Genomic DNA, 12,515 nt, shown 5'->3' on the forward strand with positions numbered 1-12,515 from the left:
GGTCAATTTCACCGCCAAGTGCTGCCCCTCGCCAGGCCGGATCACAGCCATGATCGGAGTCATCACGGCCCCGATGTATCCCTGCTTCCCATGACGCAGCGCAAGCTTCGATGCCGATGACCGTGATATGGATAAAAACCGGCAAATGCCTTGTCTGCTTCCCTCATAAGGGCGAGCAACCACTTGCCTCCAGGCAGCGCACCACAGGTTGCCGCCGCGCCTGATGCGAGGGGAAGTCGGGCAGAACGTAAATAGATTGTTAAACTAGATGGTCGTGATTCATCTTTTCGTAATCCATTCACTGCACAATAACGCAATATATTGAAAAAAAAGGAGTAATTGAAAGCTAGCCGCACAACAACAGACAGATCCCCTGCCATGACCCCACACAGCGCAGTGGAAATCTTCCCATACTAAGTGTCAGCAATGTAGATGCCCTCCAAGGAGAGACTGAGATGAGTGAAGAAAGCAAATGCCCCTTCAACCACACCGCCGGCGTCGGCAGAACCAACCGTGATTGGTGGCCGAATCAGTTGCGGCTGGATCTGCTGCACCAGCATTCCCCCAGCTCCGATCCCATGGACAACGATTTCAACTATGCCGAGGCATTCAACAGCCTCGACTACAAGGCACTCAAGAAAGACCTGGTCAAGCTGATGACCGACTCCCAGGAGTGGTGGCCGGCGGACTTCGGCCACTATGGTCCCCAGTTCATCCGCATGACCTGGCACGCCGCAGGCACCTATCGCATCACGGATGGCCGTGGCGGCGGTGGCCGCGGCCAGCAACGCTTCGCTCCCCTCAACAGCTGGCCCGACAACGTCAACATCGACAAGTCCCGCCGCCTGCTGTGGCCCATCAAGCAGAAGTACGGCAACAAGATCTCCTGGGCCGATCTGCTGATCCTCGCCGGCAACGTCGCGCTGGAGACCATGGGCTTTAGAACCTTCGGATTTGGCGGCGGCCGCCCGGATGTGTGGGAGCCGGATCAGGACGTCAACTGGGGTGACGAGATCGCCTGGCTCGGGGTCGACCCCGACCGGGTCAAGGGCGACCGCGAGCTCGCGGCCCCCTTTGGCGCCACCCACATGGGCCTCATCTACGTCAACCCCGAAGGCCCCAATGCCAGTGGTGACTACATGGAGGCGGCCAAGGACATCCGCTCCACCTTCGGCCGCATGGCCATGAATGACGAAGAGACAGTCGCCCTCATTGCCGGTGGCCACACCTTCGGCAAGGCCCACGGCGCCGCCCCCGAATCCCACAAGGGGCCCGAGCCGGAAGCCGCCCCCCTGGAGGCCCAGGGCCTGGGCTGGATGAGCGACTACGGCAGCGGCCACGGCAAGGATACCGTCTCGAGCGGCCTCGAGGTGACCTGGACCAAGACACCGGCCCTTTGGAGCAACAACTTCTTCGAGAACCTGTTCAACTACGAGTGGGAACTGACCAAGTCGCCGGCAGGCGCCAAGCAGTGGGTGGCCAAGGATGCGCCGGAGATCATCCCCGATGCGCATATCCCGGGCAAGTTCCACAAGCCGACCATGCTGACCACCGACCTGACCCTGCGCTTTGACCCCGAGTTTGGCAAGATCTCACGCCACTTCTATGAGGACCCGCAAGCCTTCGCCGATGCCTTTGCCCGCGCCTGGTACAAGCTGACCCACAGGGACATGGGCCCCATCGCACGCTACCTGGGGCCGGAAGTGCCCAAGGAGGAGCTGATCTGGCAGGACCCCATCCCCGCCGTCAATCACCCCCTGGTCGATGAGAAGGACGTGGCCGCCCTCAAGGAGAAGATCCTGGCGGCCTCCCTGACCGTCGCCGAGCTGGCATCCACCGCCTGGGCCTCGGCAGCCACCTTCCGCGGTTCTGACAAGCGCGGTGGCGCCAACGGTGCCCGCATCCGCCTGGCCCCGCAAAAGGATTGGGCAGTCAACCAACCGGCACAGCTGGCCAAGGTGCTCAAGACCCTCGAAGGCATCCAGCAGGGGTTCAACGCCTCGGCCACCGGTGGCAAACGGGTATCCCTCGCCGATCTCATCGTGCTGGCCGGCGGCGTCGGTGTCGAACAGGCGGCCAAGCTGGCGGGAGTCACAGTGACAGTGCCCTTCACGCCGGGTCGCATGGATGCCTCCCAGGCCCAGACCGATGTGGACTCCTTTGCCGTGCTCGAACCCCTCGCCGACGGGTTCCGCAACTACGGGGGCGAGTGCGCCGCCTTCGCGGAGACCATGCTGATCGACAAGGCGCAGTTGCTCACCCTCAGTGCCCCCGAGATGACGGTACTGGTCGGCGGCATGCGGGTGCTCGGCACCAACGCCGGCAACTGCCACGGGGTCTTTACCTCTGCCCCCGGCACCCTCTCCAACGACTTCTTCGTCAACCTGCTCGACATGGGCACGGAGTGGAAACCGGCAGCAGGAGCCAAGGGAATCTACGAGGGGAGTGATCGCAAGACAGGCAAGGTGAAGTGGACCGGCACCCGCGTCGATCTGGTGTTCGGCTCGAACTCCCAGTTGCGGGCCCTGGCCGAGGTATATGCCAGTGCGGACGGGAAGGAGAAGTTCGTGAAGGACTTTGTGGCGGCCTGGACCAAGGTGATGAACCTGGATCGCTTCGATCTCGCCCGCGCCTAAAGACCATGACTGGCGCCCCGCACCCGCTATCGGGAGCGGGGCGCTGCTTTTGGGGCCCGCCTGTCCTGTGGCACTTGCGACTCTTGTGCAGGCAACCTGCTGGGTCCACGCTGTCCGGCACTCCCGGCATCGAACACGCCTCCCCTACCAGGGGCCGCCATGCCCCGGCACCAGAGGTGCAATCCCCATACGGTGCCCATTTTTTACCAACCATTGTGTAACCGTTCACCGGCAGGGGCTTGATGCACACAACTCTGAGGGGATGGGGTAATCCGTTTTCTCGATGCAGGCTCGGACGATGGCGCGCAGCGACTCCTGGGGACAAAGTTCCAGGCGTTTGGCCGTCTCAACCAACGACAGTATGCGTTGACGAAACAGCTCCCCACGATGTGAACACACGCCGTAGCTCCTTTTGCGCCACAGTACACAGCCGCGCAGCGCTCGTTCCGCCTCATTGTTTGTCTGCGGGATGTCGTGATCATTCATAAACCGCCACAGCATTTCGTCATCCTTAATGAGCCACTCGCAGCGCCCCCGATAGCGCTTCTAGCAGAGCAGGGTTCCTTGCTCTAACTGCTTTAACCAGCTTTGCCGATAGCGCCTGAGCCGGTGCAGATAACACTCCTTGCTCAATACTCCATTCTCATCGCGATGACGAACCCGAAAGACACTGTCTGCCAGCAGTACCGTTCCCCACTCTGGGCGATAGCGGCCACGTTGCGCAGCACATGGGCCCAGCAGAGCTGGCGCTGACTCGTGCCGACAAACCGGTAGCCAGCACACTGCTCCGTCACCAATACGCCAGCCAACTCCGACCCCAGCAGACACTTGGCGGCATCAATGCCACGCCCGTAGGCTGTCATAAAACAGACCGCTATCTTGCTCAGAGCCATCCACATCCAGCGTCGCTCGCCACCCCGTTGATGACGGTCTCTCAACGCGACTCCGCAGCATCCCTTTCCGTAAGAACAATGACTCCATATGGAAACTATCTTTAACTTCCCGTGTTTGAGTGTTCGAGGTCATCAGATCAAGCCCCGGAGCATGGCCTCAACCCATCATCACAGCTGGTTGATCAAGGTCTTGAGCTGTGCGATCAACTCTGCCGTTGGCTCTTCCTGTATTGTCGAGAAGGTCGACTGGCGCACGATCAGCTGAGTAGGCAGCAACTCCATCACTCTTTTTTGCGGTTGGTTCATCATTTCCAGCACTCGCTCCACGGCACGCTGGCCGAGCAGGTTGAAATCCTGGGCGACCGTGGTCAGGGCAGGCTGAAAATAGAGGCTGTCAGCCGTATCGTCATAACCGGTCACGGAAATCCCCTGGGCGCCGGTGCGTTTCAGCTGTGCCAGGGCACTCAATACCCCCAGTGCCATCTGATCGTTTCCTACGATAATCGCGCTGATGCGCGGGTTGGCATGGATCAGTTCGAAGGTTCGTGCCCAGCCACTGTTTGCACTCCAGTCCCCCCAAGCAGTAATGGCATTGGTAACACCGACACGGTGCAGAGAATCACGCCAGCATCCCAGCCGCAGACGGGCAGAGATGGAGCTTGCTGGCCCAGGCAACAGGCCGAATTGACGGTGCCCCAGCTCCCACAAGTGGTTGACGCAGGCGCTCGCGCCTGCCCGGTGATCGAACCGCACGCAGGAGACCTCGGTCTCCGGTGGCACATCCAGAAACAGGCAGGCCAGGTCGTCATTTTCCCGGGCCAGCCGCTCCGCCAGCGCGCTCTCCATGGGTATATTGATGATGACACCGCGAATATGTTGTGCCCGAAACTCGTTGAATACTGCCTGCAGGATGCCGTACTCCACCGCCTTGGGCATGGTAATAGCGACCTGCAGTTGCCGCTCTTCGGCCTGACTTTTTATCGCGGCGGTGATCTGTGAGGGGGCGTGAAACGTCAGGGAGGAGGTGATGAGCCCAAGCGCCGGGATTGCCTTGCCCGCCAGCAACTGGGCAGAACGGTTTGGCACATAGTGCAGGGTGTTCATGGCCTGCATCACCTTGTCATGGGTACGTCGCGACACCAGGGTGGGGTTGTTCAGCACCCGCGATACCGTTTGTTGTGACACACCCGCCTCGTGTGCGACATCACCGAGGGTCGCCTGTCGTTTCTTCATTCAACATTCCTTTATTTTTCATGGTGATAACTTACATGCACCCCGGGATATAGCCCCTCGCCACGCAAAATGTATTACGCAAACATTCTTTGTCTTTCCAGCGACATTTCAACTCAATTTAGAGCCACTTTCGTGATCCTTTCTGAAATTGGAAGGCTTGGTGTTTGCCTGGAGGCTGGGCCTGCAGATTAAAATTGAATCAATGTATTGCGAAAGACATTTTTAATGGCAGCAGGTGAAGATATGACACAAGCAACGGGATGTCACCCCGCCCTCGGTTTTACCGAGGTTCTCAACCGCCGTGACTGGCAGCAGCACACTCTGACCCATGTCAACCGTCTGGCGGCACACCCGGAATTCCATGGCTGGCGCGACATCGCCGCCGCACGCGACGAGGCCGAGTCGTCGCAGCGCCGCTCTCTGGATGGCGAATGGCTGTTCAGCTGGCGGTCGAGCCCTCTCGCGGTCGATGGCACTTGGATGAGCGCAGAACTGCCCGATGCGCGGCCCGTGGAGGTGCCGTCCAATTGGCAGATGACGGGGGATGATGCACCCATCTACAGCAACGTGCGCTACCCCATCGAGACAAGGCCCCCCTTGGTGCCGGAAGAGAATCCCACTGGCTGCTACTCCCGCGTAATCGAGATCGCGGATGACTGGCTGGAAAGTGGCCAGACCCGGATCATCTTTGACGGCGTCAATTCGGCCTTTCTCCTGTGGTGCAACAGTCACTGGGTCGGCTATTCCGTCGATAGCCGCTTGCCTGCGGAGTTCGATCTGACCCCTTTCCTGCACGCAGGCAAGAACCGGCTATGCGTCATGGTGATGCGCTGGAGCGCGGGCACCTGGCTGGAGGATCAGGACATGTGGCGCATGAGCGGGATCTTCCGCTCTGTCTCCCTGCTGCACCTCGCCGATATCCATCTCACCGATCTGCAGGTCACCCCCAGGCTTGACGCACTCTATCGCGATGCCCGGCTGCAAATCGGGTTAGCCGTCGCTGCCACATCATCGCAACTGGCCGGACTGGAGGTTGAGGTCTCCCTGTGGGATGGCGACGAACAGATCACTGCCACTCGTCAGTCACTGGGAACCCCCATGATCGACGATCGTGGCAACTACGCCGAGCGGGCACAGTTAGATCTGGCGGTGACGCAGCCTCGGCTGTGGAACGCCGAGGTTCCCTATTGTTACCGAGCCGTGGTCGCGCTCTGGCAGGGTGACCGGCTGCTTCAGGCAGAGGCCTGTGATGTCGGTTTTCGCCAGGTCGAGATTAGCGATGGCCTGCTGAAGGTGAATGGCAAGCCGCTGCTCATCCGCGGCGTGAACCGCCATGAGCATCACCATGAGCACGGCCAGCGGGTGACTGAAGCCGATATGGTGCAAGACATCTTGCTGATGAAGCAGAACAACTTCAACGCGGTACGCTGCTCCCATTATCCCAATACGCCAAGGTGGTATCAGCTCTGCAACCGCTTCGGGCTCTATGTCGTTGATGAGGCCAACATCGAAACCCATGGTATGGTTCCGATGAACCGTTTGTCAGATGATCCAAGCTGGCTGCCTGCCTACAGCGCGCGCGTCACCCGGATGGTGCAGATCAATCGCAACCATCCCTGCATCATCATCTGGTCTCTTGGCAACGAGTCCGGCTATGGTGCCAACCACGATGCACTCTACCACTGGTTGAAGAAGAGCGATCCATCGCGCCCGGTGCAGTACGAAGGGGGCGGCGGTGATACCCCGGTTACCGACATCATCTGTCCCATGTACTCCCGGGTGGAGAGAGACTTGATTATCCCGGCCGTCCCCAAGTGGGCGATCAAAAAGTGGATCAGCCTGCCCGGTGAGCATCGTCCCTTGATCCTGTGTGAATACGCACATGCCATGGGGAACAGCCTCGGCAATTTTAGCGACTACTGGCAGGCGTTTCGTGACTACCCGCGCCTGCAGGGCGGTTTTGTTTGGGACTGGGCCGATCAGGCTATCAGCAAGACCTTTGAGGATGGCAGCACGGGCTGGGCCTATGGTGGCGATTTCGGCGATACCCCCAACGATCGCCAGTTCTGCCTGAATGGCTTGGTCTTCCCGGACAGGACTCCTCACCCCGCGTTGTTTGAAGCGAAGCACGCCCAGCAATTCTTCCAGTTTGCGCTGTTGGAACAGCAGCCTCTGAGAGTGGCTCTCACCAGTGAGTACCTGTTCCGCGCGACCGACAACGAGACCCTGCACTGGCGGGTGGAGTGTGCTGGTGAGCCGCTGGCACAGGGAGCTATCCCCCTCGACATGGATGCAGGTGAGTGTCTTGAGCTGACCCTGACCGCCTCGCTTGCACTGCCTCGCGACGCCAGGGACGTCTGGCTGACGATGGAAGTGGTCCAGCCCCAGCCCACTGTCTGGTCGCCAGCAGGCCATCGCGTGGCGTGGCAGCAGTTTGCCCTGGCTGCGCCCCTGGTACTGAGCGAGCCCGCCATCCCAGCCCCGGCCCCCGAGCTGCTCGAGAGTGCCGCCCGCTTTACTGTTCAGGCTGCTGGCCAGCAGTGGGTGGTTGATCGCCGGACTGGTCTGCTCTGCAACTGGCTTAAAGAAGGGGAAGAGCAACTGCTGCAACCCCTGCGCGATCAGTTTGTACGGGCCCCTCTGGATAACGACATCGGTGTCAGCGAGGTAGAACGGATCGACCCCAATGCCTGGGTCGAGCGCTGGAAGAGCGCTGGCTTGTTTGCGCTAGAGAGCGAGTGCGTCAGTTGCAAGGCCAGCCGTCACGACAAGGAGGTGATCATCGATAGTCACTGGCGCTACCACAACCAGCAAGGCGCAGTGATTGCCAGTCACTGGCAGATGCGCTTTGACGGCCGGGGGACGTTACATCTCCTGATCGAGGGCGAACGGGCCGGCACTCTGCCGCCGCTGCCACGGATCGGGATCACCCTCCAGGTCAAACCCCAACCACAACCGGTGAGCTGGCTAGGCCTGGGACCTCATGAGAACTACCCGGATCGCCGCAACAGCGCTTGCTTCTCCCGCTGGACCCTGCCCCTTGCTGAGATGAGCACGCCGTACATTTTCCCGACAGAAAACGGACTGCGCTGCGAAACCAAGGCGCTGGACTGGGGCATCTGGCATATCCGCGGACAGTTCCACTTCTCCGTGCAGCCCTGGAGCCTGGCGCAACTGATGACCACCTCGCACTGGCATCGGATGGTGGCGGAGGAAGGGGCCTGGATCTCGCTGGATGCCCGTCACATGGGCATTGGTGGGGATGACTCCTGGACCCCAAGCGTGCTGGATAAATGGCTGCTGTCGGAAACCGAATGGCGCTACCAGCTCAGCCTTAGCCTCGATTGACCACGGGGGGGAGCCCCCCCATTCACTCTCATCACCACAGGACACAGCCAATGAAACTGTCAGCGCTTCGCACGAGAGAACGTCATAACTTCTTCTATTTTATGCTGTTCTTTTTTTTCTATTACTTCATCATGTCGGCCTATTTCCCGTTCTTCCCGGTGTGGCTGGCAGACGTAAATCATTTGACCAAAACCGAAACCGGGCTGGTCTTTTCCTCAATCTCCCTGTTTGCGATAGTCTTCCAGATAGCCTTCGGCCTGATCTCCGACAAGCTGGGGCTGCGCAAGCACCTGCTCTGGTGCATCGTCGGATTGCTGGTGCTTTTTGCCCCCTTCTTCATCTATGTGCTCTCGCCATTGTTGCAATACAACATTTATCTCGGCTGCCTGGCGGGTGGTATGTATCTGGGGTGTGTCTTCTCCGGTGGTTCCGGCGCCATCGAGGCCTACATCGAACGCGTCAGTCGCGCCAATCGCTTTGAGTATGGGCAGGTACGGGTATCGGGTTGCATCGGCTGGGCCCTGTGCGCTTCCCTGACCGGTATTCTGTTTAGCATCAACCCCAATATCACCTTCTGGATTGCCTCCGGCTTTGCGCTGGTTCTGGCGCTGCTACTGGTACTGTCACGCCCCGAGCCGCAGAGTGAGCCAGTCGGCACCGGGGCGGCTAACGCTCAGGAGTTTTCTCTGCGCCTGGTGCTGGAGCTGCTGAAAATGCCGCGTTTCTGGAAGTTCCTGATCTACGTCATTGGCGTCGCCAGCATCTATGACGTCTTTGACCAGCAGTTTGCCAACTTCTTCAAGAGTTTTTTCTCCTCCCCACAGCGAGGTACCGAAGTCTTTGGCTATGTGACCACCGGGGGAGAGTTGCTCAATGCAACCATCATGTTCTTTGCCCCATTTATCATCAACCGGATCGGCGCCAAAAACGCGTTGCTGGTTGCTGGCTTGATCATGTCGACCCGGATCATCGGCTCTTCCTTTGCAAGCTCTGGGGTCCAAGTGGTGCTGCTCAAGATGCTGCACATGTTCGAATTGCCCTTCCTGCTGGTCGGAACGTTCAAATATATTTCGTCGGTATTTGACCCGCGCCTGACGGCCACCCTGTTTTTGATCGGCTTTAACCTTTCCAAGCAGTTGTCCGGCGTAGTGCTCTCCACCTGGGTCGGCGCCATGTATGATTCCGTGGGTTTCAGCCAGGCCTATCTGGTCCTAGGCCTGATCACCGTGGGCTTTACTCTGGTCTCCTGCTTCACTCTTACAGGTAGTTCCAGCGCCCGACTTGTGCCGGTGAAGGCTTGACTCGTACAGGTGGCAGACGAGTTACAGAGCCTTGGCTGGTACCATCGTCGCAATACTGGGCGCTCCGGCGCCCTTTCTCCTTGCCGCGACTGAATCGAGGCCCACACAGAAAACGTGGTCGCGCCATTATGCCGATAACGAGATCCTGATCGTCTGTAAAAATGTCCAGGCCGGTCACAGATTGACAAGACCTGTGGTGCATATGAGTCGAAGAACGAGTGAGCGGAGGGCTCACTGATGAATCGAGCAAAATGGGGTCTTGTTAACAACCCGTGAAGCATCGACCAGATTGTCCAGCGGGGTACGAGATAGTTCCGTACCAGCCAACATCAGATGGCATAATGAATGGCATATCAAAAATCACGCATAAAGAAAAAGCCAAAGCAATTCAATTGCTTGGGCTTATCATTTGGCGGTGAGGGAGGGATGATTCGCCACTTCGTGGCTCACCCCTTCGGGGCGGCCTCTGGCCGTTCATCGCGGCAAGCCGCTCTGCTCGAACCCGGCGAGGGTGCTCACCCTCCCTCTATGCGCATCAGGGAACACGGTAGCCCAGATGCAAAAAACCGACCCTGAGGTCGGTTTTTCAGTTTTGCAGTGGGTCGGGATTGACTCGCGCCATCCCTGGCGCTCACCCTGCGGGCAGCCTGAGGCTGTCCAAGGGGGCTGTCCTGCCCCCTTGTCGAACCAGGGTTAGAACCGAGCCGCCCATCACCGGATAAAGTAAAAGGGCCTGTCGCAAGACAGGCCCTTTTACTTTATTTGGCGGTGAGGGAGGGATTCGAACCCTCGATACGTTGCCGTATACACACTTTCCAGGCGTGCTCCTTCAGCCACTCGGACACCTCACCAAATTTTTGTCTGTGGTTTAACGTGTTCAGCCAACACGACATTCACGGAGCTATTGCGCCGGAACGGGGCGTAATTTAGGGGAAAGCCCCGCCGGCGTCAACGGCTTTTTGGCTGCCGCGAACCGTTCGCACATTAAACGCACAGTTCTGGCTCTGAGGTCAGTGCACAGATTCCGGTGCGACCTGGATCTCCGGCAGATTGAGGAAGCCGAGGCGTTCACATTCGGAGACCACTTCATGGGTCGCCGCCGTGGTGCTTTCGACAAACAGCAGGAACTGCTCGACGGAGAGACCCGCCTTGGTGAAGACGGTGTGACCCACGACAAGGCGCGGCAGGTTGTCATCTATGATGTCGAGGAACACCTTGAGGGACGGGTATTGCATGTTGAGACGACCCAGCTCGGCCACCAGGGGCAGCAGGGATGAGGGGCGCACCTCCAGCTCGGATGAAAACAGCAACCCTTCCTCTTCCACGAAGATCCGGCTCTCCTGGATGCCCTCGACGGACTGCAGGGAGACCATGTGGATGCCGTGGCACTGATCGCACACATAGTGCTCGATCCGGGCCTGCTGCAGCCAACGCATTATCATTTCAGAGCTGGGGATATTCATCATTTTCACGAACACAATAAGGATCAAGGGGCGCAGTCTAAACCAATTTTCCGACAACCAAAAGCGCACAGGCGGGATCACTCCCGGTCTCGCTTCTTTTTGGCAAGCGCTATGCATATACTCAGCCATTCTCGCACCGCACTCGCCTCCACAGAAGGCCCGATGACCATCCAAGAAAAGTATCGCCTGCACCTCAAATCCCTCTCGGATGAACTGCTCGCCCTGCAAAAACCCATTCGCATCCTGGATGCCATCAAGTGGCCCCGCCACCTGCAGACCGAGTTTCTCGCCAAGGGCGGACGAGTGCTGCCCGCCATCGATGCCGACTTCTATCAGGCCCTCCCCCTCGATTTCGATCCCCGCAACAAATACCTGGAGCTCAAGGAGCTGAGGGACAGGATCCGCAGAAAGCTGGGGCCGCAGGATGATCTGGGCCGGATCCTGCAAGAGACGGTGGATCAGTACATGGTGGTGATCGAGATGCTGCGCCAGCGCGGGCAGCCGGACTTTCAACGTTACAGCCAGTTGCTGTACGGCTCGGCGAGCGATCATCTGCGCGGGGATCGCAAGACGTTAAAGGAGCTGGGAGCCCGGCTGTGCGACATCTTCTCCCTGCCCGGCGCCCGCCATCTGGTGCGCCCCTACCCCAAGGAGTTCGAGGGGGAAGCGGCAGTGGCCAAACTGCAGGGCAAGCTGTCGAACTACTTCAGCGACGGCACTGTGCAGGTCAAGCTGAGCGATGGCATCGTCTCCGATGCCGCCGCCGGGGGGGATTACATCAAGCTCAGCTCCCACGCCCGCTTCTCCGAGCTGGACTTGCAGGTATTGGAGGTGCACGAGGGCTGGGTGCACGTCGGCACCACCTTGAACGGTCGCCAGCAATCCTATGCCACCTGGCTGGGTGCCGGCTCGCCGCGCATCACCGCCTGCCAGGAGGGGCTGGCCGTGCTTATCGAGACCCTCACCTTCAGCTCCTTTCCGGACAGGGCCAAGCGCATCTCGGATCGGGTGATGGCCATCGACATGGCGGAGCGCGGCGCCGACTTCATCGAGGTGTTCCGCCACTTCGTCGAGAAGGGGGCCAGCGAGCACGATGCCTACAAGATCACCCAGCGGGTGTTTCGCGGCGGCATGGTTGAGGGAGGCGCCTGCTTCACCAAGGATCTCTCCTACGTGAGAGGCTATGTGGAGACGGTCAACTTCATCCGCAGCGCCGTGCTGGAAGGGGTGCCGGAGATCCTGCCCATGCTGTTCGTCGGCAAGGTGACCCTGGACGACATCCCCGTGCTCTATCAGCACTATCTGGAGGGGCTGATCGACGCGCCCCGCTACCTGCCCCCCATGTTTCGCGATCTCACCGGCCTCTACGTCTGGTTCGGCTTCGCCTCCGGCATGTCCCTGGTGGACATAGGCCGGGTACAGCAGCATTTTCGCCAGCTGTTCCACCGCCTGCCGGTGGCCGACCCCATCATAGCGCCGGTGGACATAGAGATAGACTGAACCCTCGTCGACAAAAAAGGCCAGCCCCGAGGCCTGTCTCTTGATCACAACTGTTGATGCGCAAGAGACAGCGCCAGTTCATAGCCTTCAAGGAGGGTCTCTAACCTAAACCAGCCCTCCCATAACACCGCTATCGAGGCT

Annotated in this window: 6 protein-coding genes, 1 tRNA gene, 1 other RNA gene and 1 pseudogene; 4 read left to right on the forward strand and 5 right to left on the reverse strand. The window is 59.4% G+C overall.

Features of this window, described 5'->3' with window-relative positions:
• The first annotated feature begins 455 nt into the window (after positions 1-455).
• Entirely contained in the window at positions 456-2,636 is a 2,181-nt protein-coding gene (katG, locus tag ACB030_RS18805) for a catalase/peroxidase HPI (RefSeq protein ID WP_371161906.1), read from the forward strand.
• Between the two features lie 225 nt (positions 2,637-2,861).
• On the opposite strand, the pseudogene ACB030_RS18810 reads toward katG, so the two are convergent.
• Both ACB030_RS18810 and ACB030_RS18815 read right to left on the reverse strand, forming a co-directional pair.
• Positions 2,862-3,565, reverse strand: a pseudogene (locus ACB030_RS18810) (transposase); the annotation flags it as partial.
• Positions 3,566-3,697: 132 nt separating this feature from the next.
• Positions 3,698-4,762: a LacI family DNA-binding transcriptional regulator gene (locus ACB030_RS18815; RefSeq protein WP_371161908.1), complete on the reverse strand. Its 1,065-nt coding sequence runs from the start codon at positions 4,760-4,762 to the stop codon at positions 3,698-3,700.
• Between the two features lie 243 nt (positions 4,763-5,005).
• On the opposite strand from ACB030_RS18815, the gene ACB030_RS18820 reads away from it, so the two are divergent.
• Together ACB030_RS18820 and ACB030_RS18825 are read left to right on the forward strand one after the other, a co-directional pair.
• Positions 5,006-8,110 (forward strand): beta-galactosidase, encoded by a 3,105-nt coding sequence (locus ACB030_RS18820; protein WP_371161910.1) that lies wholly within the window; start codon positions 5,006-5,008, stop codon positions 8,108-8,110.
• A gap of 50 nt (positions 8,111-8,160) precedes the next feature.
• Complete coding sequence (locus tag ACB030_RS18825; protein ID WP_371161912.1) at positions 8,161-9,411, forward strand: oligosaccharide MFS transporter; 1,251 nt, start codon at positions 8,161-8,163, stop codon at positions 9,409-9,411.
• A gap of 410 nt (positions 9,412-9,821) precedes the next feature.
• Here the strand turns inward: ACB030_RS18825 and ACB030_RS18830 are convergent.
• The 3 genes from ACB030_RS18830 to ACB030_RS18840 all read right to left on the reverse strand — a co-directional run bounded on the left by ACB030_RS18830 (position 9,822) and on the right by ACB030_RS18840 (position 10,877).
• Positions 9,822-9,950, reverse strand: a non-coding RNA gene (locus ACB030_RS18830) — RtT sRNA.
• A 224-nt stretch (positions 9,951-10,174) separates the two neighbouring features.
• Positions 10,175-10,262, reverse strand: a tRNA-Ser gene (locus tag ACB030_RS18835).
• A gap of 159 nt (positions 10,263-10,421) precedes the next feature.
• A complete protein-coding gene (locus ACB030_RS18840; RefSeq protein WP_161507131.1) occupies positions 10,422-10,877 on the reverse strand; it encodes a YbjN domain-containing protein in 456 nt (151 codons plus the stop codon).
• Between the two features lie 159 nt (positions 10,878-11,036).
• On the opposite strand from ACB030_RS18840, the gene ACB030_RS18845 reads away from it, so the two are divergent.
• Positions 11,037-12,374 (forward strand): flavohemoglobin expression-modulating QEGLA motif protein, encoded by a 1,338-nt coding sequence (locus ACB030_RS18845; RefSeq protein ID WP_371161914.1) that lies wholly within the window; start codon positions 11,037-11,039, stop codon positions 12,372-12,374.
• Positions 12,375-12,515: the final 141 nt, after the last annotated feature.

This window comes from Aeromonas sp. S16(2024) (assembly GCF_041403065.1).
Classification (GTDB): Bacteria; Pseudomonadota; Gammaproteobacteria; order Enterobacterales; family Aeromonadaceae; genus Aeromonas.

Coding starts and splice junctions, on each gene's coding strand:
- ACB030_RS18825 (WP_371161912.1), top strand. CDS start 8,161: ATGAAACTGTCAGCGCTTCGCACGAGAGAACGTCATAACTTCTTCTAT.
- ACB030_RS18820 (WP_371161910.1), top strand. CDS start 5,006: ATGACACAAGCAACGGGATGTCACCCCGCCCTCGGTTTTACCGAGGTT.
- katG (WP_371161906.1), top strand. CDS start 456: ATGAGTGAAGAAAGCAAATGCCCCTTCAACCACACCGCCGGCGTCGGC.
- ACB030_RS18815 (WP_371161908.1), bottom strand. CDS start 4,762: ATGAAGAAACGACAGGCGACCCTCGGTGATGTCGCACACGAGGCGGGT.
- ACB030_RS18840 (WP_161507131.1), bottom strand. CDS start 10,877: ATGATGAATATCCCCAGCTCTGAAATGATAATGCGTTGGCTGCAGCAG.
- ACB030_RS18845 (WP_371161914.1), top strand. CDS start 11,037: ATGACCATCCAAGAAAAGTATCGCCTGCACCTCAAATCCCTCTCGGAT.